The organism is Variovorax terrae (assembly GCF_022809125.1).
GTDB classification, from domain to species: Bacteria; Pseudomonadota; Gammaproteobacteria; order Burkholderiales; family Burkholderiaceae_C; genus Variovorax_A; species Variovorax_A terrae.
In genome coordinates, this window is sequence record NZ_JALGBI010000003.1 from 736,927 (window position 1) to 759,148 (window position 22,222).

Below are 22,222 nucleotides of genomic sequence, written 5' to 3' on the forward strand. Positions count from 1 at the left end.
GGTCATTGTCGAGTGCTGTATAAAAACACATAATTATTCGTCTTGAGGACGAATATCAATCGCATGGAGAGGCGCCACCTATGAGCATGAACACGTTCCTTGCTGGACGACTGAGAAACACTCCCCTTCCGCGAACCCACGGCTTGATGCCCCTGTTCGAGGCTGTGGTCAACTCGATTCAGGCGGTTGCATCAACTATGTCGTCAGTTGATGACGGCGAGATCGTTATAGAGATCGAGCGTTCTTCGCAACAAACGCTCCAGCTTGAAGGGGTTGGTCGGCGCGGCGCCCCACCGCAGGAGGCAATTGTTGGCTTTCGAGTGCGCGACAACGGTTGCGGCTTTGACGATTCAAACCTGCAATCATTCGAGACACTCGACTCCGATTTCAAAGCATTAGAAGGCTGTCGTGGTGTTGGTCGCCTTCTATGGCTCAAGGCCTTCGACTCTGTCGAGATCGACAGCAACTTCATAGGCCCAGACAGCAGACTTCTTAAACGCAGCTTTACCTTCACTGCGTCCAAGGGTGTTGACGGCCTGACGGTTTCACCGTCGACTTCAACGACGAGGCAGACAGAAGTTCACCTGCGTGGTTTCAAGAAGGAATACCGAGAGCGAGCACCGAAAACCGGCAGAACGATCGCCAACGCACTGTTTGAGCACTGTCTTTGGTACTTCGTGCGCGATGGTGGCGCCCCTAAGATCAAGGTGGTGGACCACGACGAGGCCATTGTTTTAGATGACGTTTACGAGGAATGCATGCACTCGTCTGCCCAGCGTCAGTCACTAACAATCAAGGGCAAGCCATTTGAACTCACGCATCTGAAGCTCAAGGCCTCAACACCAAGAGAACCATTTGTCGCATGGTGTGCGGCCGGTCGGGTCGTAAAGGAGGAGGGCATCACCGGCAAGGTGTCAGGACTTCATGGCCGAATCGTCGATGACGATGGTGATTTTTTGTATGGTTGCTACATGACTTCGCCGTTCCTCGATCAACACGTGCGACCTGAGCGCATTGGCTTTGACATTGAGGAAATCAGCGACGATCTCTTTGCCGCTACTGAGCTGAGCTTGACCGATATTCGCACTGCGGTTCTGGACTCTTCTAAGGAGTTTCTTGCCATGTACTTGCAAGAGAGTCGTGCTGCTGGGCGTGAGCGCGTTGAGAAATTCGTATCTCAACGCGCACCAAGGTACCGCCCCATTCTTGCAAGAATCAGCGAAGAGAAGTTGAGCGTGGATCCCTCAATCTCTGATAGGGATCTTGACCTGTTACTGCATAAGCAACTTTCTGAGATTGAAAGCAGCCTTCTTGTTGAGGGCCACTCCATCATGACGGTGGAATCAGACGAGACCACCGAACACTACCGCGCGAGGCTCAATGACTATCTGTCAAAGGTCGAGGCAGTGAAGATGTCTGACCTCGCTGGCTACGTATTTCACCGGAAAACCATCCTCGACATATTGCAGAAGGCGATTGAACGCGGAGACGACGGCAAATATGCGCGGGAAGATTTGATTCATGAAATCATCATGCCAATGCGTAAGACTTCGAACGATCTACTCGAAAAGTCAAACCTTTGGTTGATCGATGAGAGGTTGGCCTTCCACGACTTCCTTGCATCGGACAAGCCATTATCGTCCATGCCCATCGTCCAGACTGATGAAACGAAGGAACCTGACCTTGTCGCACTTAACGTGTTCGATGAACCTCTACTTGTTGCTGAAGGTCAGCGCCTTCCACTCGCATCGATCATAGTGGTCGAAATCAAAAGGCCAATGCGGAACGACGCTGCCAGCGGAGAGGATAAAGACCCCATTGAGCAGGCGTTGGGTTACCTTGATCGAATCCGCAATGGACAAACGCAAACAGCCAGTGGTAGACCGATCCCACGCTCAGACGAGATTCCTGGCTTTTGCTACGTCATTTGTGATATCACTCCTTCGGTCGAAAGACGCTGCAAGTTGGCTCAATTAACTGTAACAAGCGACAGACAAGGCTACTTCGGCTACAACCCAAATTTCAGGGCCTACATCGAGGTAACTTCTTTCGACCGCCTTCTCAATGGGGCGAGAGAACGCAATCGGGCTTTTTTTGACAAGTTGGGGCTACCAACAAACTTGTGAGCGTCTGTCTTTGCCATCGCTGATGTCTGCCTAGGATCGAAAGCCGCTGCTCCCCACGAGCGACAAGCGCCCCACTGCTTGGCGTCGCCCACCGAAATCTTCACCGACGGGGCGGCTTGCCCGCCCCTCACCCAAAGTGATCAAACGACCTGAACGCCCCCTGCACCGGCGCCTCATCCGCATCCACCAGTCGGATACCGGCTTCGGCCTCAATGCAGCCAATGCGCGTGACGCGGGTCTGCGCCTGCACCGAAGCAGCCTGCACCGCCGCGCGGGCGGAGGCCGGCGCGGTGCAGGCCTCATCGCCGCCCGACAGCACCAGTTCCAGCCGCTTTTCAGAGGAAAAAGCGGCCGATGTCCAGGTGGGGTATTTGTTTGATGCTATTAAATTAATAGCAATCGAGGTATCGACGCGAGCGCCCATGCCCGAGGCCTGGAGGATGTGTCCGAGGTCGCCGAGCAGGCCGTCGCTGATGTCGACCGCGGCCGTGGCTACACCACTTCGCGCTCTTGTTCAGCGTTGTCTTGGCGAGCGATAGAGCCCGCTTTCACCATTTGTCATCGCTGTGACGGGTTTGCGGCGCCTTCGGTACATCTGCCGATGCCGCTTCGCCCTGGGGCTGTTGGCGCACCGCATTGCGAGAGGGTTTGGCCACCGCAGCCGGGGCCGCTGCATCATGGCCTTCGGCTTGCGCTTTGCTGATGGCGGCTGTCTTGAGCGCTGCTTTTTGCCGCAAGGTGATGGCTCCGGGGCGAAAGGGCTTGTCGGCCAGAGGGCCCGTGCCCTCTTCCAGGGTTCCGTAGGATGTCTGCGCAGACACGCGGTCGATCCGGATGACGCCCACGGGCGTTTCGCTGCGCCCCAGCGAGCGGCCGGTCTGCGGGTCCTTGAGTTCTTCGCCCAGATACACAGCCTGCCAGCGTTGCCCCGCCTGCAGGGACTCTCCCCCCTGGCTCAGCACGACCTGATCTCCCGCCATGGAGACGACGGTCACAGGGAACAGGCCGGTCACGATGGCGCCGCCGATCTGCCCGGAGAACGAGTCCATCATCTGCGCGGCCATGTTCCTGCCATCGATCACCCGTGGCATCGTGCTGGGGTCGGCTGATGCCAGTTGGTGATCGAAACTGTCCGACATCACCACCTCGCCGGTTGCCGCGTTGAGCAGGCGCAGCGTAATGCGCCCGCCGCCCGAGTAGGACACCAATTGCCGGTCGCTCATGCGCAGTTGCCGCACGCTGCGCGGATACTCGAATCGCTCAATGGTCGGGATCAGAATCAGATCGGTGGCCAATTGCTGGCCCAGCCGTGCGCTGTCCTGCAGGCGCACATTGCCGCTGTTGATGTGGTCGATCTCTGCCTGCATGTCGCTGCCGAACTCGCGGTCCAGCACGATGAATCGCTTGGTCTGCGTCAGGATGTCGGAAAGCCGACCGCGCACGGCGCTTGCCACCTCGGCTGCATTCACGCGGCCATCGCCCACGGCGTAGCTGGCGACTGACGTCTTCGGCATGGCCACCACGATCTTGGGCCGCCCTTGTTCGTCGGGCGCGCGGTACTGCGCCACGTCCACGCGCACGCGCACCTTCCAGTAGCTGCGCATCTTCTTGTAGCTGGCATCAGACTCGTAGGAGCTGGCTCCGCGCTTGACGTCGATCTTGGCCTTGTCGTTGCGCGAGGCCGAGCCGCTGTACGAGCCCGAGGACTGGCCGCTGTCCCCGTCGATGCTGACGCTGGTGTTGGCGCGGGCGTCGACGCTGGCCTTCGCTTCGGAAGAGGCCAAGGCCGAATAGCTGTAACCCCCGTCGCTGGCCCGCACACGGGCGATGGTCTGCTCATCCAGCTTGTCGATCTCTTCTTGGGACAGAATCTCGAAGCCCGTCACCGTGCCTTGGCTGGCAGCCATCAGTTTCTGCGCAAAGGCCTCGGAGCGGACCGAATTCGCGTTCTGTCCATCGACCGACACATCCAGTCCCGAGCGCACGCTCTGCAACTGGCTAGCCACACGCACCCCATTCACTTGCGCCACGGCCGACTGCAGGGCGGCGACCACGGCCAGTTCCTGTGTGCTGCCGATCGCCTCGACCTCGCGGCGCACCTTGGTGACGCCGCCGACATCAGGGGCGCCGCTCTGTGCCTTGTCCTGCGTCGGCGCGCTGGCCGCGGGCGCGGGGCTCGCGGCCTCTTGTTTCTTGCCGCAGGCCGACAACAGGGCCATCAACAACGCAAGTGCGCAGATTCCAATTCTTTGCATCACGGACTCCCTCGGTCGGTTGCGGCTCTGAAGATCAGAGGAGGCTGGTGGCTTCCCTCGGGATGTCCACGCCGTTGTTTTTGGCGAAATCGATGGCGCGCCTGAGCACGCTCGTCAGATTGGAGACGCTGCCGGGCAGATTCTTGACGATGTAGGCACCAGACTCGAGCTTGCCCAATTGCATCGGCGACACGCTGGACAGCCCGGAGGAGAAGCCTTGGGCGTCCTTGCCCAAGTCCATGTACTTCTTCACGCCCGTGGCCAGCGAGAGAAGGCCCTGGGCGTACCTGGTCTTGGCCTCCGCGTCCTTTAGCGTGGCGCCGGACTTGAGCGCCTCCGACTGGGCGGCGGCGTTGGCGCTGATAGCCTTGTCCTGCGCTTCAATGTCCTTGGCCGACAGGGAGTCCGATGTTGCTGCTGCGTCCACCGCTTGGGCGTTGATGCCCAGGGCCGCTGCCATGTGGCCATTGGCCGTCTGGATGTCCTTGCCGGCCGCCATATAGGTGCGCACCAACTGGTCCTGCTGCGCGCCCATGTCGGCGCCGGCGTTGCCTCCGGATGATTTGTTACCCGTGAGATTGCCCAGCATATTCCCGAATTGGGCAAAACTCAGGGTCGGCGATGCCAAGGCCATGGCCGTGAGAGCAACGGCAAACGTCTTTTTCATGATGAAACCTTTCTTGCAGTGGTTGAGGTTGGGAAACAGGTGCTTCTCTCGATGCGAGGCGGGAACGCCGAGACGACGCGTTTCAGCGCACGCCCATCGTGGTCATGCGGCTGGACAACTCCTGGGCGGCGTTGCTGGCGGCAGATTTGAGGGCATTGCCACGCGCCTCGTCCTCGCTGGGGCCGACGCCGGCATAGGAAACCGGGCCTACCGCCACGCGGGTGCGCGGGATGGATTTGGTGACATCCAGGACCTTGGCATTGACCGTGACCGACACGCGCATCAGGCCGGTTTGCGGGTCCTTGGCTGCAAGACCCACGTCCAGAGTGCCCAGGGCGATGTAGGGGATCTGCGCGTCTTTCATGCCAGCGGCGATGGCGCGCAGCGTCTTCGGCTGCAGGTCGTTGCCCGACTTGTAGTCGTTTTCGATGTCCGCCACCTTGAAGGCCTGGGACTCGACCATGGCACCCTCGATCACGTCGTAGCCGGCTTGCGAGAACTGTGCAACGAACACCTGGTTCAGATTGGCGCTCGGCAGCAGGCGCCAGGTGGAGTCACTGGCCCGGCTCACGGTGCTGCCGCCGGTCTCGGAGGTCACGGTGGATTTGACGGAAACATCCGTGCTGCGATCCACCGTCCTGGACGCGGAGCCGTAGGTGTTGACCTGCGAACGCTTGACCGACTCGCCTTCGCTGGTTTTTTCCGCCACGGCGTTCCGGTCCTGCCGCGCGGCGGAGGATTGCGCCGAACTGTCTTGCCGCTTGAAGACGCGGTCGTCGTAGCTCTTGGTTGAATCCACCTGCCGCGACACGAACACGAAGCTCAGCGCCGACTTTTCGCTTTCAGCCGTGCGGGCGACAGCGGAACTGGCCTGTACCGCGTTGCGCAGGTTGGCCACATTCAGCGAAATGCGGACCACCACGCTGTATTCGAATTCCTTGGGGTTGTCGGTTTCCGCGATCACCGTGGTGTCCAGGATGTAGCGCCCCGGCTCTTCCAGAATCTTGCCGCGGATCGCATTGAAATTGGCTGACTCGGATTGCCCGGCTTCGGCGTAATAGGCCTCCACCGCTTTCAGCGCGGCCTCCTGCCGCGCCTTCTGCTTGACGGCACCCGATGCTTCCTTGCGGTCGAAGGCGCCGATGGATTCCTTGTAGTTCGCGGTGTACTGGCCGCGCGCCTGCTGGATCTGCGCGCCCGCCTGCAGGGCGAAGGCGGCCATCAGGACGGCGATGAGGTGTTTGATTACTTGCATAGCTTCATCAACTCCTTGGTCTGTGAGATTTGCTGTTCGATGTCCTTTGCGGCGGCGGCGCTCTTGAGCCACTTCTCATCGCCCGTGCCGCCTATCACCTGGGCCAGCTTCACGAACAAGCGGTTGACCGCGTCGTAGAAATGCTCAAAATCGTTCACACCGCCTTGGCTGGCGGGGATCACACGGGTCTCGCCGTTCTTCAAGGCTGTGTTCAGGTACGCCTTGCGGCTCAGCGGCTCTTCAATGCGCAGTTGTGCATACGCGCCATAGACAAAACTGGTCGCTCCACCGGGGACTTCGCTGAACTTGATTTTTTTGAAACCAGAGAGCTCCGTGCTGATTTCATAGTCGGGTTTGGGCAGCTTCAGTTCCCACACCGTTCCGTCCGAAATACGCATCGACATCACATTTCCGATGGCGTAGCCCTTGGCGTACGGCACGATGGGCACCCCGGCCCGTGTCGAGATGGCCTCGCTCACCAGATCGGCCGCCCAGGTTTCCGCCGCGCCGGGCTCCGACTTGATGTGGGCTGGCAAGGCCTCCAGCGCCTCCGGTTGGATCTGCACGGACGTGACCTGCAGGTACCGTGGCACCTGCGCCGGAATTTCCGCCCGGGCCACGTTGTTGACGAAGCGCGCGAGCAGGCCCGGCTTGTCGTTCGCGCCCTCGAAGACCAGCCGCACCCGCTCCTGAATCTCGTCGGGGCCGGGGTAGTGGTCCAGCGAGTCGACGTAGGCGAAGCTGATGGGGTAGGCGCGCACCACGGTCATCGATTTGAAATCGAAGAACATGGTCTGCCCCCGGATGAGCACCATGAGCTTGTGCAGAGGGCCGAACTGATCGACGGACACCGTTTCCGAGCCGATGACCAGTGCGACCGCCAGCGCCTGGGTTCGCCCCTTGAGTTCGTCGATCTGGGAAACGATCCGCAAATGGGAGGGAGGGGTGGCTGCCAAGGTGCGCAGCAATTGCGACTGAATCGGCGTTCCTGCGTCCTGCAGCGCTTTTTCGTAGCGCCGCGACTCAGGGAAGCGCTTATCCAGCACCTGCTCGTCGCCCGATCCGGCGTACGCCAGCCCGGCCAGCGCGACGTCCACCATCTGTTGTGCGAAGGCCGTTGGATGGGACGCTAGCCAGAAAAAGAGCAGACCTGTCCAAAGCCTGCCGAATCTGGACGACAAACACTTCATGCCGCTGGCCTCTCCTCGGTGTGTGGTTGGTAAATGATTTTTACCTAATTTGTAAAACATTATAACAATCACGACCGAGCTTGAACCTAGCGTTCCATGCATGGCAAAAGGAACCCACGCGGATGAGGCTCAGGCGTTTTCCTCCCGGCTGAAGCAGGCACTGGAGGATGCGGGGGTGCGGCCGTCGCCGGCCGTGGTGGCCAGCGAATTCAACCTGCGGTACTGGGGCAAAAGCATCACGGCGCACACTGCACGAGCATGGCTGGCCGGTGTGGCGATCCCCATGCAGGACAAGATCCGCACGCTCAGCGAATGGCTGCATGTGAATCCCGACGAACTGCGGTTCGGTCCTCGAACCGGGGTGTTGCTGGCTCGTGAACAGGAGCCGGGGGCTGAACGGCTGAGCCTGCAGGACCGCGAAATGCTGGCGCAATACCTTGCGCTGCCTCCGATGCATCGCAAGACGGTGCAGGAAGTCGTGGCGGCCTTGGCCGTCGCCGCGCGGGCGGCCGCCTCGGGGCCGCCGCTCTCACGAAAAGCGAAGGGCGAACGGTGACTGGCCGTCGAGATGCGTGCTAAGCGCCGCTTGAGATCAGGCGAAGTGGTCGAACGAGGCGTAACGGTGCGGCATCGCTTGCCCCTGCGCATCCACCAGGTGCAGCCCGGTTTCGGCCTCAATGCAGCCAATGCGCGTGACGCGTGTCTGCGCCTGCACCGAAGCCACCTGCACCGCCGCGCGGGCCGAGGCCGGCGCGGTGAAGGCCAGTTCGTAATCATCGCCGCCCGACAGCACCAGTTCCAGCCACTTTTCAGAGGAGAAAGCGGCCGATGTCCAGGTGGCGCGGTTGTTTGATGCTATTAAATTCATAGCAACCGAAGTGTCGACTCGGGCGCCCACGCCGGAGGCCTGGAGGATGTGCCCGAGGTCGCCGAGCAGGCCGTCGCTGATGTCCACCGCGGCCGTGGCCACGCCGCGCAGCGCCTGGCCCAGCGCCACGCGCGGCGTGGGTTGCTCCATGCGGGCGCGGGCCTGCTCGAACACCTCGGCCGGTGCCGACAGCGTGCCGCGAAAGACTTCGAGCGCCAGCCGCGCATCGCCCAGCGTGCCGCTCACGTAAAGGTCGTCGCCGGCGCGCGCGCCCGAGCGCAGCAGCGCCTGGCCGCGCGGCACCTCGCCGAACACGGTGATGCAGATATTCAGCGGGCCCTGCGTGGTGTCGCCACCCACCAGCTCGCAGCCATGCGCGTCGGCCAGCGCCAGCAGGCCGCGCGAGAACGGCTCGAGCCAGGCTTCGTCGGCGCGCGGCAGGGCCAGTGCCAGCGTGAAGGCCAGCGGCCGGGCGCCGCAGGCGGCGAGGTCGCTGAGGTTCACCGCCAGCGCCTTGTGACCGAGCTTGAACGGATCGACGGTGGACAGGAAATGCCGGCCCTCGACCAGCATGTCGGTCGAGATCGCGAGCTGCATGCCGGCGGCCGGCTGCAGCAGCGCGCAGTCGTCGCCCACGCCGAGCACGGCGCGGGTGGCGGGGCGCGTGAAGAAGCGCCGGATCAGGTCGAACTCACCCATGGAGGCTTGCCGCGGGTGCGGTGTCGGAGGGCGCCGGGGCGGCGAGGCTGTCGCCCGACCAGCGCAGCGCGCGCGAGGCGATCGGCGGGCCGATGGTTTCGAGCACCGCGACCGCGGCCAGCACCACCGAGCCCACGATCGCGCCTTCGGAGGGGAACAGCGTCACGGTGGTGTTGACCAGGCCGATGGCCAGCCCGGCCATCGGGATCAGCAGCAGGCCGGTGGTGGCCGCCTGCCGGCTGGGCACGCCCACGGCCAGGGCCGTGGCGCCCACGCCCAGCCACTTCGCGAGCGAGCGGCCGAGCACGAAGATGGCCGCCGCGGGCGCGTACTGCACCATCTCGGCCACGTGCAGGTTGGCGCCGGCATAGACGAACAGGACGATGAAGAACAGCTCGAAGGCCGGGCCGAACTCCATGTTGGCCACCAAGTCCTTGCGCTCGATGCTGCGCACCACCACGCCCAGCACCAGCGGCGCGAACAGCGCCGAGAGGTTGAGCATCAGGGCCGCGCCCAGCGTGATCGAGACGGCGCCGACCACCAGCGCGAGCTGGTACTGCGCCGCCGCCTTGGTCTTGCGCGCTGCGTGGTGCAGCAGGTAGCCCGCCGCCGCGCCCAGCGCGGCCGAGCCGAGCAGCCGGTACAGCGGCGCGCCGACGACGGTGCCGAGCGAGGCGTCGGTGCGGCTGTAGAGCGCCGGCAGCAGCGCCGCGAACACCACGAAGGCGATCACGTTGTTCAGCGCCACCAGCGATTTGGCGCGCTCGGTCACCGGGCCGGCGGCGCCCAGCTCGTGCGCCACGTGGATCAGCACGGCCGGCGAGGAGGAGATCGCCACGGCCGCGATCACGGCGGCGCTCAGGCCCCCGATGCCCACGAGCCCAAGCAGGAAGTACACGGCGAAGAAGGTCAGCGCGCTTTCGGCGGCCGAGATCGTGAGCAGGCTCTTGTCACGCACTAGTAGCTTGATGTCGAGCGACAGGCCGAGGCGGTACAGGATCAGGCCGAGCGCCACGTCGATCACGATGCGCGAGTTGGCCAACCCTTCGTGGCTCACCAGGTGCAGCACGTTCGGCCCCGCGATGAAGCCCACCAGCATGAAGCCGGTGATGCTGGGCAGCCACCGCCAGTGGTGCGCGACGAAGCCGCCGAGCGAGCCGCAGAACAGCAGGAAGCCGAAGAAGAAAAGCGTGTTGACCGACAGGGGCCAGCCAGGAAGGAAGTCCATGAGCACCACTCGAAAGACCGTGATGCCCGATGATACCGGCGCCCTGCGGCGAACCGGGTGCGCGCCGGGTGTGCGCCGAGGGTGCCGAACCTGCTAGCGGTCCCTGAACTTGAGCGCGGCGCGGCGGATCACCTCGGCCAGCAGCCGCTCCTGGGACTGCTGCTCGCGCAGCCAGCGGGCATCGTTGCTGCCCTGCTCGGCGCTGGCGCGCAGCAGGTGCAGCGCGGCGCCGGCGTTCACCGCCTCGGCGTGCGGCTCGAGCCGCTGCAGGGTCGCCAGGATGTGGTCGCGCAGCGCCATGTGCTCGCCGGTGGCCGGGTCCACGTAGACGGCCTCCAGTCCGAAGCGGCAGGCCTGGAAGCGGTTGTAGGTGTAGACCAGGTAGTCGTCCTCGGCGGGCATGAAGGGCTGCTCGCGCAGGAACCAGGCCGCCAGCGACTGCACGTAGCCGGCCAACGCGGCGGCGCGCTCCACCGTCAGCGGCGTGTCGAACACGCGGATTTCGATAGTGCCGTACTCGGGCTTGGGCCGGATGTCCCAGTAGAAATCCTTCATGCTCTTGACCACGCCGGTACGCGTCATCTTGTCGAAGTAGGCGCTGAATTCGTCCCAGGTCAGCGCGAACGGCGCGCGGCCCGACAGCGGGAACGCGAACACCGAGTTCAGCCGCGCCGAGTCGAACGCCGTGTCCTGCCCCTGCACGTAGGGGCTGGAGGCCGACAGCGCGATGAAGTGCGGGATGTAGCGCGACATGCGGTGCAGCATCAGCAGCGCGGTGTCGGCGTCCGGGCAGCCCACGTGCACGTGCTGGCCGAAGATGGTGAACTGCTTGGACAGGTAGCCGTACAGCTCGGACAGCTCGCGAAAGCGCGGCTTGTCGTAGATGCGGCGCTCGTGCCACATCTGGAATGGGTGCGTGCCGCCGCCCACCACGGCGATGTTGAGCTTGTCGGCGCTCTTCACCAGCGCGTCGCGGATCTGCGAGAGCTGGCCCAGCACCTCGGAGGACGAATGGCACACGCCGGTGGAGATTTCGATCATGCTCGAGGTCATCTCGGGCACCACGCTGCCGGGCAGCGGCGTCTTGGCCATCAGGCGCAGCATGTCCTCGGCGTAGGGCGCGAGGTCGTAGTCGTTGGTGTTGACGAGCTGGAGCTCGAGCTCCACGCCCAGCGACAGCGCGGCGGAGTGGTGGAAGGGCTCAAGACTCACGGCGGTCTCCGGTGGCGGAGCCCAGCGGCTCCAGGGGCTTGGAACTTTCGCCGGCGCGGTACAGGGCGTAGGTGGCCACCACCGCGCCCAGCACCTCCATCAGCAGGATGGTGGGCAGCGCGATGCGCGCGATCATCCGGCCGAGCGAGGGCGACGCCAGCACGAATTGCGACACCAGCAGCAGCGCGATCGACGACATCGGCGCCATCGCGCAGCCGGTCCACAGCGCCTGGCGCCAGCTCGCGCCGCTGCCCGGGTTGGCCAGCGCCACGCCGACGATCTTGGCCAGCGCGCGGGCCAGCACCAGCGTGGCCACCAGCCCGGCCACGGACTTGCTCCAGTCGGCCTGTGCGGCCACGGTGGAGACCAGCACGAACATCAGCATGATCAGGATCGAGGCGGCCGTGCCGAGCTGGCGCGGCCAGGTCCAGGGGCGCGGGTTGAGCTGCTTGAGCAGCATGCCGCCGAGCAGCGCCGCCAGCGGCGCGGAGCCGCCGAAGTGGGCCGCCAGCGCGGTGCCGGCCGCGATCAGCGCGAGCAGCAGCATGGAGGTGTTCTCGCTGGTCGGGCTCATCACGCGCAGGGCCGAGCGCAGCGCCAGCGCCAGCACGGCGCCCACCACCACCGAGATGCCCAGCACCACCGCGACCGGGTACACCGTGTCCGACAGCTGGTGCAGCGGCCGGTCCATCAGGCCGGCCTTGGCGCTGCCCAGGGTCAGCGCGTAGAGCGTGCTCAGCGTGGACAGCACGATGGCCCGCTCGGTGACCGGCCCCGAGGCGTGCGTGTCCATCACCACCCGCGTCAGCACGGCGGGCGAGGCCACCATGGCCACCAGCGCCAGCGGTTCGGCCACGGCCGCGGGCACCTCGAACCAGCGCAGCACCCAGTAGGCGGCGGCAAAGGCCAGGGCCGATTCGGCCAGGCTCTGCATCAGCACCATCGGGTTGTAGCGGAACCAGCGCAGCGGAATGCGCCCGCCGGCCTCGAACAGCACCACCGAGATGCCCAGCTCGAGCAGGAACAGGCTGATGCCCTGCAGTGGCCAGGCCGTGCCCGAGAAGCCCGCCAGGCCGGCCAGGGCGCCGACGGCCGAGTAGCCCACCACCTTGGGCAGGCCGGTGTAGCGCTGCAGCAGATGGCCGCAGGCGGCGGCAATGGCCAGCAGGATCGACCACTGCACGGTCGGCAGCCCCGCGGAGGGGCGGATCCATTCGGCCCAGATGGCCATGATCTCGTTCATGTCGTTGTCTCCCGGTGGACGGATGCGGGGCTTGACCCGCCTGCGGCGTTGCCGCACAAAACCCGGCTGACCGGGCCTGTTGATGAAGGATCAGGCGGCCCGAAGCTCTGTCTGGAAATTTACAGGAGCGGCGCGCCCGCGGGTGTAGGACAGTGCCGACATTTGCCGCCCGCGGCGGCTGCATGGAGGGCGGCGCAGCCGCTCAGGCCGGAATGAAGAAGCTGGCGGGCTTGCGGCGCCAGCGCGCCCAGATGGCCGCGCGGATGCGGGCGCGGTCCACGCCGCTCACGTTGTGCGCGCGCAGCGCGAGCCGGAACGCGAAGTAGAAGCTGACGCTGAGGTTGAGCATGCCGATCAGCGGAATCGAGGCCACGCACCACCACACGGCAGGCATGCGCCAGGCCTCCAACCCGTAGGCCGCGGCGGCGGCGGCGAGCTGGCCGGTGGACAGCGTGACGTGGCGCGCTTCCAGCCCCAGGCCCAGGAACGCGAGCACCGGCGGGATCAGGCCGAGCATGAAGCCCAGCGAGATGTTGGAGGCCAGGCCCGAGATGTGCTCGCGCATGAAACGGCCCCAGCGGTCGGCGCGCTGCGCACCCAGGAAGCGCGTGATGCGCGGGTTGTAGCGCATGGCCGAGTCCAGCCGGTGCAGCACGAACCAGTTTTCCGCCCAGCCCGCGATCAGGCTCGACGCGAACAGCAGCACGCCCGTGAAGGCCGCGAACAGCAGCGTGCTCGGGTTCAGCAGGTGCAGGCTGTGCAGCACGTAGTCGGCTTCCGGGCGGCCGATCATCGGATGGCCGCTGGCGGCCTGGATGCCCCAGCTCAGCAGCAGCACGCAGGGCGCCACCATGCCCACGTTGCCCAGCACGGCCGCCACCTGCGAGCGCACCAGGTCGGTGACGGCGTCCACGAACTCCTCCACCGCCGTGCCCGAGCTCAGGTCCTTGAGCTTGGCGGCCATGGCGGGGGCCGTCATCGCGGGCTGCTTGGTGGCCAGCGTCCAGTGCATCATCTGGATCAGCACGAAGCTGCCCGCATAGATCGCGCCGGCCCAGAAGCCGCCCCAGAAGGCCGCCAGGCCCACCGTCACCAGCATGAACTTGAGCAGCGTGGTGAGGGCCGTGGCCGCGCCGCCGCCGGCGGCCTTGGCCAGCATGTCGCGGTACTCGGCGCGGGTGCGCGTGATGTAGTGCTCGCCCGTTTCGGCGCTGCGCTCGGTGACCTTGGCCGCCAGCAGCGACGAGTTGCTGGTGACCAGGGCGCGCAGGCTGTTGCGCTCCTGCCCCACCGCGGCCAGCCGCGCCAGCAGGCGCGTGGCGCTGAGCGCCGGAGTGGGCGAGAGCAGGCAGTCCAGCAGCTCGCGGATGCGCAGTACGCGCTCGCGCAGCTGGCGCAGGCGGAACACCAGCCCGACCGAGATGCCGTGTTCCTCCAGGTGCGTGTAGACGCTGGAGGCTGCGTGGCGGCAGGCGTCGAGCCGCTCGCGGAAGCGGTGCACGGCGGCCGCCAGCGCGGCGTCGTCGTGCGGCTGCCGGCGCACGGCGGCGCGCAGCGCTTCCACGTCGGCCGGCAGGGCATGGAAGAACTGCGTGCTACGCACGCTGGCGCTCATGCGCAGCCGCAGCTCCGGCGCGAAGCCCGTTGCGCTGACCTGGCTGCTGCAGTAGGTGATGGCTTCCAGCAGGGTTTCCTGCCAGTGCGAGGCGCCGGCGGCGGGCGGGTCCGCGGCATCGTCGCCGGCCAGCAGGCGCTGCAGCCGGTTCAGCATCGACTCGTCGAGCAGCAGCAGCCACTGCGCGTCCTGCTTGCCCGACAGCGCCAGCGAGAACAGCTCCGACGCATCCACGGTTTCGGGTGTGCCGGGCAGCAGCTTGCGGCGCAGGCGCTCGGCCAGCTCGCTGACAAAGGCGGTGCGCGGCGCGAAGCCGAAGTCGGCCAGCAGGATCGTCACGTCCACGGTCTGGGCCAGGGCCTGCCACCAGGCGCGCAGGCGCGAGTGCAGTTCGGGGCGGGCTTCCAGGGCATCGAGCAGCAGGCGCACGCGGCTCGCAGCGGCCGGCGCGGAAGCCGGGTGGCCGCGAATCCAGTCGCACAGCCGGATCAGCCAGAGATGGCGTTCAGCCAGTCCGGCCTGCGGATTCAGATCGGAGAGCAGTGCGCTGAGGTCGCTCACCCGGCACCCGTTTCAGTGCAGGACGCGGGCACCGGGCGGGCCCCCGGCATCAAGGATGAACAGCGGGATCGGGACCTCGAAGCGCTCGCCATCCTCGGCCACGCAGAAGTAGCTGCCGTGCATGGTGCCGCTGGCCGTGCGCAGGCGGCAGCCGCTGGTGTACTGGAACGACTCGCCGGGCTTGAGCAGCGGCTGGTGGCCGACTACGGCCAGGCCCTTGACTTCTTCGGTGTGGCCGTTGGCGTCGCTGATGATCCAGTGGCGCGAGATCAGCTGCGCGGCGACCTCGCCGGTGTTGCTGATGGTCACGGTGTAGGCGAAGCCATAGGCCTGCTGCTCCGGCGACGATTGCTCGGGCAGGTACCGGGGTTCGACGTCGACGCTGAACTGGTATTTCGGCATGGCAGGTATGGTAACTGCGACAATCGCGGCATGAGCCGAAATTTCCGCATCGCCCCCTCGATTCTGTCCGCCGATTTCGCCCGCCTGGGCGACGAGGTGAAAAGCGTCATTGCCGCCGGCGCCGACTGGATCCATTTCGACGTCATGGACAATCACTATGTGCCCAACCTGACGTTCGGGCCGATGATCTGCCAGGCGCTCAAGCCGCACGCCCGCACGGCGGCCGGCCAGGCGGTGCCGGTCGACGTGCACCTGATGGTGCAGCCGGTGGATGCCCTGGCCTCGGCGTTTGCCGAGGCTGGCGCCGACTACGTCAGCTTTCATCCCGATGCCTCGGCCCACGTGCATCGCAGCATCCAGGCCATCAAGTCCAAGGGCTGCAAGGCCGGCCTGGTGTTCAACCCCGCGGCGTCCATGGACGTGCTCGACTGGGTGATCGACGACATCGACCTGATCCTGATCATGAGCGTGAACCCCGGCTTCGGCGGCCAGAGCTTCATCGACTCCGCGCTGCGCAAGATCGAGCTTGCCCGCAAGCGGATCGAGGCCTCGGGCAAGGACATCCGGCTCGAGGTGGATGGCGGCATCAAGACCGACAACATCCGCCGCGTGGCCGACGCAGGCGCCGACACCTTCGTGGCCGGCAGCGCCATCTTCGGCAAGCCGGACTACCGGGCCGTGATCGACGCCATGCGCGGCGCGCTGGCAGCGGCCTGAGGGCGGCGGGGCGCGCCGGCGCCCAAGTTGTCCCTGCTTCGTGTGGATAAGCTTGTTGATGACGCGCGGGACAAGCGCCGCGGCGCCATGGCTGGCGCGGCCTGCATTGGAATGCCTGCGTTTTGAGCAGGGGCCGGGCCCCTCTCCTGGCGGGAAGGGCGGCGCTCAGCAGGGTTGCCGTTTGTCGGCCATACTCGTCGCGGCGCCACCGCGCCGCAGCCGACTCACCCGATCGAAGCACTCCACATGACTGTTCTGTCCGATTTCCCCATCACCCGCAAATGGCCGGCCCGGCATCCCGACCGGCTCCAGCTCTACTCGCTGCCCACGCCCAACGGCGTCAAGGTCTCGATCCTGCTCGAGGAAACGGGCCTGCCCTACGAGCCGCACCGCGTCGGCTTCGACACCCAGGACCAGATGTCGCCCGAATTCCTGTCGCTCAACCCGAACAACAAGATTCCGGCCATCCTCGACCCGAACGGGCCCGGGGGCCAGCCGCTGGCGCTGTTCGAGTCCGGCGCGATCCTGCTCTACCTCGCCGAGAAGACCGGGCAGTTCCTGCCGCAGGACGCCGCCGGCCGCTACGAGACGATCCAGTGGCTGATGTTCCAGATGGGCGGCATCGGCCCGATGTTCGGGCAGCTCGGCTTCTTCAGCAAGTTTGCCGGCAAGGACTACGAAGACAAGCGCCCGCGCGACCGCTACGTGGCGGAATCCAGGCGCCTGCTGGGCGTGCTGAACCAGCGGCTGGCCGACCGCGCCTGGGTCATGGGCGACGCCTACACCATCGCCGACATCGCTACCTTTCCCTGGGTGCGCAACCTGATCGGCTTCTACGAGGCAGGCGGCCTGGTGGGGATCGCGGACTTTCCGCATGTCACCCGCGCCCTTGAACAGTTCGTGGCGCGCCCCGCGGTGGCCAGAGGCCTCGCGATCCCTCGGCAGGAGCCGGCGTAGGCGGGGCGCAAGCCCTCGCGCCGGGCCGCTGCACGGCTTTGTCCCTTTGCCCCCAATCCATGGGGGCCTGTTATCCCGCGGCAGGGAGCAGCGCCAGCAACTGCCGGGCCAGCGCATTCGGAGCGCTGCCCGACACGGCATGGATGTCGAGGCGGAGGGAAAATTGCTTCGGGAGCGGCCGCAGGCGCACGCCGGGTGGCGCGATGCGCTGGAGCGAGGCCTGGACGATGGCCAGGCCCAGGCCGGAGGCCATCAGGTCGAGCACGACGGAGGGCTTGTTCTACACTTCGCCCCTTGTTTTTGCCCAGAACCCGGTGCCTGCTTGAAACCTCATTCCTTTGCCCAGAACACGCCGGCCCTGGACTCGTCGTCGATTGATGCGGCCATCGTCGACCTCGACGGCACCATGGTGGACACGCTCGGCGATTTCGTGGCGGCGCTCAACCTGATGCTGGAGGACCTGCGGCTGCCGGGCGTGGACCGGGCGGTGGTAGGCCGGCTGGTCGGCAAGGGCTCGGAGCATCTCATCAAATCCGTGCTCCATCACGTCGATGTCCAGGCGGGGCGGTCTTCTGGTGCTATCAATATCGAAGCAATGCTGGAGCCCGCCTGGCACAGCTACCAGCGGCATTACCTGGCCGTCAACGGCCGGCATTCCGTGGTGTACCCGGGGGTGGTCGAGGGCTTGCAGCGCCTGCGCGCGCGGGGCCTGGCGCTGGCCTGCCTGACCAACAAGCCCGCGGCGTTCGCGCGGCCGCTGCTTGCAGCCAAGGGGCTCGACGGCTTCTTCAGCCGGGTCTTCGGCGGCGATGCGTTCGAGCGCAAGAAGCCCGATCCCCTGCCGCTGCTCAAAACCTGCGAGGCGCTGGGCGTGGCGCCGGCGCGCACGCTGATGGTGGGCGACTCCAGCAACGACGCGCAGGCCGCGCGCGCCGCCGGCTGCCCCGTGGTGCTGGTGACCTATGGCTACAACCACGGCGAGCCGGTGCGCGCCGTGGACGCCGACGGCTTTGTCGACTCGCTGGCCGAGATGGCGCTGCCCTGAGCCGGGCCGCGCGCGTCAGGACTTGCCCAGCAGCGCTTCCTTGAGTTTCCAGTCGGCCGGCTGGGAGCCCAGCCAGATGCGCATCAGGGCATTGAAGAACTCGGGCTCCTTGAACGGCTCGATCTGCGGGCTGCACTTGACGGTGATGAGGGTCCCGGTGCCGGGAATCCAGTCGATGGTGAAGTTGTCGCCGGCGTTGAGCTTCTTGCAGTCGGAAAACAGCTGGCTCATGCGCAGCACGCCGGGCACCACCTTGGAGAACGCGGCCTTGTCCATGTTGTCTTCCATGCCGCGCGAGAACAGCTTGCCGAGCTCGGCGGAGTCGATGTCGCGCAGCATGGTGATGCTCATGCGCTTGGCGCCGGGCGTGGCATAGACCTCTTCGGGCGTGCCGGCCTTCTTGGTCAGGTACAGGCCGGCGGTGTAGACCTTGAAGATCGCCTTGTAGCGCACGCCGGCGCCGTTGAGCTGCAGCTTGGTGCCGCGCACCTCGATGCTGTCCTCGAGCTTGACGCCCCCCACCTCCACCGTGGCGGCCGCCGCGCTCGCGGCCATCAGGCAGGCGCCCACGGCCAACACCCATTGGTCAAGCAATCTCATCGTTGTCTCCTGAAATAGAACGATCGTGCATTTTTTGTTACGGGATTGTTACGGCCGCCGGATCGGCTGGCAACAGGGTTTTGCCGGAGTCCGTTCCTCCCTGTGCAGCGCCATGGTACAGGCCGCCTGTGGCGGCGGTCCATCCATTCCCGCGCCGACGCCAGCGGAATGGCGGCGCCGGCTTTTTTGTTTGATACACTGCCTTCCATGTTCATTCACCGCACCACCATCACAGGTTTGAGCGACCGGGGAGCCTGGCCCTGGCGCAAGCCTGATTCTGTGCGTTCCTGATTGCACGGCGCTGCCGTGCGCCCGTGGCCCCTGCGGGGCCGACATCGAAGAATGAACGCGGCACCTTTTCCCTGAATCACGGTGCCGCTGAGCTGGAGGCTCAATCTGTGATCACCGAACTCGAATTCAAAAGTCTGGCCCAGGCCGGCTACAACCGCATCCCGCTGATGACGGAAGCGTTTGCCGACCTCGAAACCCCTCTCTCCCTGTACCTCAAGCTGGCCCACTCGAAGGAGGGCGGCAAGCACAGCTTCCTGCTCGAATCCGTGGTGGGCGGCGAGCGCTTCGGCCGCTACAGCTTCATCGGCCTGCCGGCACGCACGCTGGTGCGCGCCAGCGGCTTCGGCGCCCAGGCCGTGACCGAAGTGGTGCGTGACGGCCAGGTGGTGGAGTCCGCGCCGGGCAATCCGCTGGACTTCATCGCGCAGTACCAGAAGCGCTTCAAGGTCGCGCTGCGGCCCGGCCTGCCGCGCTTTTGCGGCGGCCTGGCCGGCTACTTCGGCTACGACACCGTGCGCCACATCGAGAAGAAGCTGGAGGCGAGCTGCCCGCCCGACACCCTGGGCTGCCCCGACATCCTGCTGCTGCAGTGCGAGGAACTGGCCGTCATCGACAACCTCTCGGGCAAGCTCTACCTGATCGTCTACGCCGATCCGGCCCAGCCCGAGGCCTACACCAACGCCAAGAAGCGGCTGCGCGAGCTCAAGGAGCAGCTCAAGTACTCGGTCAGCGCGCCGGTGGTCAAGCCCTCGCAGGCCTATCCGGCCGAGCGCGATTTCGCCAAGGCCGACTACCTGGCCGCGGCCGAGCGCGCCAAGGAGCTGATCGCCGCCGGCGACTTCATGCAGGTGCAGGTGGGCCAGCGCATCAAGAAGCGCTACACCGAGAGCCCGCTGTCGCTGTACCGCGCGCTGCGCTCGCTCAACCCCAGCCCCTACATGTACTACTACCATTTCGGGGATTTCCACGTGGTGGGGGCCTCGCCCGAGATCCTGGTGCGCCAGGAGCAGGTGGAAGAGGGCCAGAAAATCACCATCCGCCCGCTGGCCGGCACGCGCCCGCGCGGCGCCACGCCCGAGAAGGACAAGGCGGCCGAGGTGGAACTCATCAACGACCCCAAGGAGCGCGCCGAGCACGTGATGCTGATCGACCTGGCGCGCAACGACATCGGCCGCATCGCCCGCACCGGCACGGTCAAGGTGACCGAGGCCTTCGCGGTCGAGCGCTACAGCCACGTGATGCACATCGTGAGCAACGTCGAGGGCATCCTCAACGAAGGCATGACCGCCATCGACGTGCTCAAGGCCACCTTCCCGGCCGGCACGCTGACCGGCGCGCCCAAGGTGCATGCGATGGAGCTGATCGACCAGCTCGAACCCACCAAGCGCGGCCTCTATGGCGGCGCCTGCGGCTACCTCAGCTATGCCGGCGACATGGACGTGGCCATCGCCATCCGCACCGGCCTGATCAAGGACCAGGTGCTGTACGTGCAGGCCGCCGCGGGCGTGGTGGCCGACTCGGTGCCCGAGCTCGAATGGAGGGAAACCGAAGCCAAGGCGCGCGCGCTGCTGCGCGCCTCGGAGCTGGTCGAGGAAGGACTGGAGTGAGCGCCATGAAAATCCTGATGATCGACAACTACGACAGCTTCACCTACAACCTAGTGCAGTACTTCGGCGAACTCGGCGCCGAGGTCGAGGTGTTCCGCAACGACGAGATCACGGTCGAGGGCGTGGCCGCGCGCCGCCCCGACCGCCTGGTGGTCTCGCCCGGGCCCTGCTCGCCGGCCGAGGCGGGCATCTCGGTCGCGGCCATCCGGCACTTTGCCGGCCAGTTGCCAATCCTCGGCGTGTGCCTGGGGCACCAGAGCATCGGCGCGGCCTTCGGCGGGACCATCATCCGCGCGCAGCAGCTGATGCACGGCAAGACCAGCGTCATCACCACCACGCGCCAGGGCGTGTTCGCCGGCCTGCCCGAGCAGTTCACCGTGAACCGCTACCACTCGCTGGCGATCGAGCGCGCCACCTGCCCCGAGGTGCTCGAGGTGACGGCCTGGACCGACGACGGCGAGATCATGGGCGTGCGCCACAGGGAGCTTGCCATCCAGGGCGTGCAGTTCCATCCCGAGTCCATCCTCACCGAGCATGGGCATGCCCTGCTGAAGAATTTCCTGGAGCAGCGCGCGTGAAGGCGGCGGCGATCACAGGGATCGCTGCCCGCGCCCGTTCCACCTTTCCCGGAGACCGACATGGCTGACATCGACCTGCGCAGCGACACCGTCACCCGCCCCACGCCCGCCATGCGCGCGGCGATGGCGGCCGCGCCGCTGGGCGACGACGTGTTCGGCGACGACCCGAGCGTCAACGCGCTGCAGCAGAAGATCGCCGCGCTGCTGGGCTTCGAGGCCGCGCTGTTCGTGCCCACGGGCACGCAGAGCAACCTCTGCGCCCTGCTGGCGCACTGCCAGCGCGGCGACGAGTACCTCGTCGGCCAGATGGCGCACTGCTACCGCTGGGAAGGCGGTGGCGGCGCGGTGTTCGGCAGCGTGCAGCCGCAGCCGATCGCGCACCAGCCCGACGGCACGCTGGCGCTGGCCGACATCGAGGCCGCCATCAAGCCCGATGACGCGCATTTCGCGCGCACCCGGCTGCTGGCGCTGGAGAACACGCTGGGCGGCCAGTTGCTGCCGTTCGGCTACGTGCAGCAGGCCACGCAGCTGGCGCAGGACCGGGGTCTGGGTCGCCACCTGGACGGCGCGCGGCTGTTCAACGCGGCGGTGGCGCAGGCCGGGCCGGGCGGCGATGCCTTCGCCGAGGCCCGGCGCATCGCGCAATGCTTCGACAGCGTCTCGGTCTGCTTCAGCAAGGGCCTGGGCGCGCCCGTGGGCTCGGCCCTGTGCGGCAGCCGCGAGTTCATCGCGCGCGCCCACCGCGTGCGCAAGATGGCCGGCGGCGGCCTGCGCCAGGCCGGCCTGCTGGCGGCGGCCGCCTCGTATGCGCTGGACCACCATGTCGAGCGGCTGGCCGCCGACCACGCACTGGCGCGCCGGCTGGCCGAGGGCGTGGCGGGCATCGCGGGGCTGCGGGTGGAGCCGCCGCAGACCAACATCGTGTTCGCCGACCTGGTGGGCGAGTCGCGCGAGCAGGCGCCGGCGCTGCGGGCGCACCTGCAGGCGCGCGGCATCCTGACCACCGGGGTGTACCGGCTGCGCTTCGTGACCCATCTGGACGTGGATGCGGCCGGCGTGGACCGCGCCGCCGCGGCCATCCGCGAATTCTTCAACGCCTAGGAACC

Annotated in this window: 21 protein-coding genes; 8 read left to right on the forward strand and 13 right to left on the reverse strand. The window is 66.1% G+C overall.

The features are described from left to right. Positions 1–86 precede the first annotated feature (86 nt). Positions 87–2,126, forward strand: coding sequence for an ATP-binding protein (locus tag MMF98_RS22865; protein ID WP_243309641.1), 2,040 nt, complete (start codon positions 87–89; stop codon positions 2,124–2,126). A 127-nt stretch (positions 2,127–2,253) separates the two neighbouring features. On the opposite strand, the gene MMF98_RS22870 is transcribed toward MMF98_RS22865, so the two are convergent. From MMF98_RS22870 to MMF98_RS22890, 5 genes are all read right to left on the reverse strand, one after another. Then, entirely contained in the window at positions 2,254–2,601 is a 348-nt protein-coding gene (locus MMF98_RS22870; RefSeq protein ID WP_423837677.1) for a hypothetical protein, read from the reverse strand. 73 nt (positions 2,602–2,674) lie between these two features. Next, positions 2,675–4,345: a CsgG/HfaB family protein gene (locus MMF98_RS22875; RefSeq protein WP_243309642.1), complete on the reverse strand. Its 1,671-nt coding sequence runs from the start codon at positions 4,343–4,345 to the stop codon at positions 2,675–2,677. Positions 4,346–4,415: 70 nt separating this feature from the next. Next, the gene (locus MMF98_RS22880) at positions 4,416–5,048 is read right to left on the reverse strand and encodes a hypothetical protein (RefSeq protein WP_243309643.1); all 633 of its coding nucleotides are present in this window, start codon (positions 5,046–5,048) and stop codon (positions 4,416–4,418) included. Positions 5,049–5,130: 82 nt separating this feature from the next. Next, positions 5,131–6,303: a hypothetical protein gene (locus MMF98_RS22885; RefSeq protein ID WP_243309644.1), complete on the reverse strand. Its 1,173-nt coding sequence runs from the start codon at positions 6,301–6,303 to the stop codon at positions 5,131–5,133. Then, positions 6,294–7,403 (reverse strand): hypothetical protein, encoded by a 1,110-nt coding sequence (locus MMF98_RS22890; RefSeq protein ID WP_243309645.1) that lies wholly within the window; start codon positions 7,401–7,403, stop codon positions 6,294–6,296. The genes MMF98_RS22885 and MMF98_RS22890 overlap by 10 nt, the downstream gene beginning before the upstream one ends. Before the next feature lie 190 nt (positions 7,404–7,593). Between MMF98_RS22890 and MMF98_RS22895 the strand changes: the two genes are divergently transcribed. Then, the gene (locus MMF98_RS22895; RefSeq protein WP_243309646.1) at positions 7,594–8,049 is read left to right on the forward strand and encodes a hypothetical protein; all 456 of its coding nucleotides are present in this window, start codon (positions 7,594–7,596) and stop codon (positions 8,047–8,049) included. Between the two features lie 36 nt (positions 8,050–8,085). Here MMF98_RS22895 and thiL read toward each other — a convergent pair whose 3' ends face one another. The 6 genes from thiL to apaG all read right to left on the reverse strand — a co-directional run bounded on the left by thiL (position 8,086) and on the right by apaG (position 15,321). Continuing rightward, the gene (gene thiL, locus MMF98_RS22900) at positions 8,086–9,060 is read right to left on the reverse strand and encodes a thiamine-phosphate kinase (protein ID WP_243309647.1); all 975 of its coding nucleotides are present in this window, start codon (positions 9,058–9,060) and stop codon (positions 8,086–8,088) included. After that, positions 9,053–10,288, reverse strand: coding sequence for a cation:proton antiporter (locus MMF98_RS22905; RefSeq protein WP_243309648.1), 1,236 nt, complete (start codon positions 10,286–10,288; stop codon positions 9,053–9,055). Before MMF98_RS22905 ends, thiL begins: the two co-directional genes overlap by 8 nt. A 93-nt stretch (positions 10,289–10,381) precedes the next feature. Next, positions 10,382–11,500: a YbdK family carboxylate-amine ligase gene (locus MMF98_RS22910; RefSeq protein ID WP_243309649.1), complete on the reverse strand. Its 1,119-nt coding sequence runs from the start codon at positions 11,498–11,500 to the stop codon at positions 10,382–10,384. Then, positions 11,490–12,743: a cation:proton antiporter gene (locus tag MMF98_RS22915; protein WP_243309650.1), complete on the reverse strand. Its 1,254-nt coding sequence runs from the start codon at positions 12,741–12,743 to the stop codon at positions 11,490–11,492. The genes MMF98_RS22910 and MMF98_RS22915 overlap by 11 nt, the downstream gene beginning before the upstream one ends. Positions 12,744–12,945: 202 nt before the next feature. Beyond that, positions 12,946–14,919, reverse strand: coding sequence for a site-specific recombinase (locus MMF98_RS22920; RefSeq protein WP_243309651.1), 1,974 nt, complete (start codon positions 14,917–14,919; stop codon positions 12,946–12,948). 12 nt (positions 14,920–14,931) lie between these two features. Then, positions 14,932–15,321: a Co2+/Mg2+ efflux protein ApaG gene (gene apaG, locus MMF98_RS22925; RefSeq protein ID WP_243309652.1), complete on the reverse strand. Its 390-nt coding sequence runs from the start codon at positions 15,319–15,321 to the stop codon at positions 14,932–14,934. Positions 15,322–15,351: 30 nt separating this feature from the next. Between apaG and rpe the strand changes: the two genes are divergently transcribed. Further along, complete coding sequence (rpe, locus tag MMF98_RS22930) at positions 15,352–16,038, forward strand: ribulose-phosphate 3-epimerase (protein WP_243309653.1); 687 nt, start codon at positions 15,352–15,354, stop codon at positions 16,036–16,038. Positions 16,039–16,284: 246 nt separating this feature from the next. Beyond that, positions 16,285–16,995, forward strand: a complete 711-nt coding sequence (locus MMF98_RS22935) for a glutathione S-transferase N-terminal domain-containing protein (RefSeq protein WP_243309654.1) — start codon at positions 16,285–16,287, stop codon at positions 16,993–16,995. Between the two features lie 70 nt (positions 16,996–17,065). On the opposite strand, the gene MMF98_RS22940 is transcribed toward MMF98_RS22935, so the two are convergent. After that, a complete protein-coding gene (locus MMF98_RS22940) occupies positions 17,066–17,260 on the reverse strand; it encodes a type 2 periplasmic-binding domain-containing protein (RefSeq protein WP_243309655.1) in 195 nt (64 codons plus the stop codon). Positions 17,261–17,401: 141 nt separating this feature from the next. Here MMF98_RS22940 and gph point away from each other — a divergent pair, with 141 nt between their 5' ends. Then, a complete protein-coding gene (gene gph / locus MMF98_RS22945; RefSeq protein WP_243309701.1) occupies positions 17,402–18,040 on the forward strand; it encodes a phosphoglycolate phosphatase in 639 nt (212 codons plus the stop codon). Between the two features lie 15 nt (positions 18,041–18,055). On the opposite strand, the gene MMF98_RS22950 is transcribed toward gph, so the two are convergent. Further along, on the reverse strand, positions 18,056–18,640 hold the full coding sequence (locus MMF98_RS22950; RefSeq protein WP_243309656.1) for a chalcone isomerase family protein: 585 nt from the start codon (positions 18,638–18,640) through the stop codon (positions 18,056–18,058). A 398-nt stretch (positions 18,641–19,038) separates the two neighbouring features. Between MMF98_RS22950 and trpE the strand changes: the two genes are divergently transcribed. The 3 genes from trpE to ltaE are packed head-to-tail and all read left to right on the forward strand — an operon-like array spanning position 19,039 to position 22,217. Continuing rightward, positions 19,039–20,538, forward strand: a complete 1,500-nt coding sequence (gene trpE, locus MMF98_RS22955; protein ID WP_243309657.1) for an anthranilate synthase component I — start codon at positions 19,039–19,041, stop codon at positions 20,536–20,538. 5 nt (positions 20,539–20,543) lie between these two features. Next, on the forward strand, positions 20,544–21,116 hold the full coding sequence (locus MMF98_RS22960; RefSeq protein WP_243309658.1) for an aminodeoxychorismate/anthranilate synthase component II: 573 nt from the start codon (positions 20,544–20,546) through the stop codon (positions 21,114–21,116). Positions 21,117–21,176: 60 nt separating this feature from the next. Next, positions 21,177–22,217, forward strand: a complete 1,041-nt coding sequence (gene ltaE, locus MMF98_RS22965; RefSeq protein ID WP_243309659.1) for a low-specificity L-threonine aldolase — start codon at positions 21,177–21,179, stop codon at positions 22,215–22,217. Positions 22,218–22,222 lie beyond the last annotated feature (5 nt).

Coding starts and splice junctions, on each gene's coding strand:
- MMF98_RS22865 (WP_243309641.1), top strand. CDS start 87: ATGAACACGTTCCTTGCTGGACGACTGAGAAACACTCCCCTTCCGCGA.
- MMF98_RS22875 (WP_243309642.1), bottom strand. CDS start 4,345: ATGGCCCTGTTGTCGGCCTGCGGCAAGAAACAAGAGGCCGCGAGCCCC.
- MMF98_RS22880 (WP_243309643.1), bottom strand. CDS start 5,048: ATGAAAAAGACGTTTGCCGTTGCTCTCACGGCCATGGCCTTGGCATCG.
- MMF98_RS22885 (WP_243309644.1), bottom strand. CDS start 6,303: ATGCAAGTAATCAAACACCTCATCGCCGTCCTGATGGCCGCCTTCGCC.
- MMF98_RS22890 (WP_243309645.1), bottom strand. CDS start 7,403: ATGGTGGACGTCGCGCTGGCCGGGCTGGCGTACGCCGGATCGGGCGAC.
- MMF98_RS22895 (WP_243309646.1), top strand. CDS start 7,594: ATGGCAAAAGGAACCCACGCGGATGAGGCTCAGGCGTTTTCCTCCCGG.
- thiL (WP_243309647.1), bottom strand. CDS start 9,060: ATGGGTGAGTTCGACCTGATCCGGCGCTTCTTCACGCGCCCCGCCACC.
- MMF98_RS22905 (WP_243309648.1), bottom strand. CDS start 10,288: ATGGACTTCCTTCCTGGCTGGCCCCTGTCGGTCAACACGCTTTTCTTC.
- MMF98_RS22915 (WP_243309650.1), bottom strand. CDS start 12,743: ATGAACGAGATCATGGCCATCTGGGCCGAATGGATCCGCCCCTCCGCG.
- apaG (WP_243309652.1), bottom strand. CDS start 15,321: ATGCCGAAATACCAGTTCAGCGTCGACGTCGAACCCCGGTACCTGCCC.
- rpe (WP_243309653.1), top strand. CDS start 15,352: ATGAGCCGAAATTTCCGCATCGCCCCCTCGATTCTGTCCGCCGATTTC.
- MMF98_RS22935 (WP_243309654.1), top strand. CDS start 16,285: ATGACTGTTCTGTCCGATTTCCCCATCACCCGCAAATGGCCGGCCCGG.
- gph (WP_243309701.1), top strand. CDS start 17,402: ATGGTGGACACGCTCGGCGATTTCGTGGCGGCGCTCAACCTGATGCTG.
- MMF98_RS22950 (WP_243309656.1), bottom strand. CDS start 18,640: ATGAGATTGCTTGACCAATGGGTGTTGGCCGTGGGCGCCTGCCTGATG.
- MMF98_RS22960 (WP_243309658.1), top strand. CDS start 20,544: ATGAAAATCCTGATGATCGACAACTACGACAGCTTCACCTACAACCTA.
- ltaE (WP_243309659.1), top strand. CDS start 21,177: ATGGCTGACATCGACCTGCGCAGCGACACCGTCACCCGCCCCACGCCC.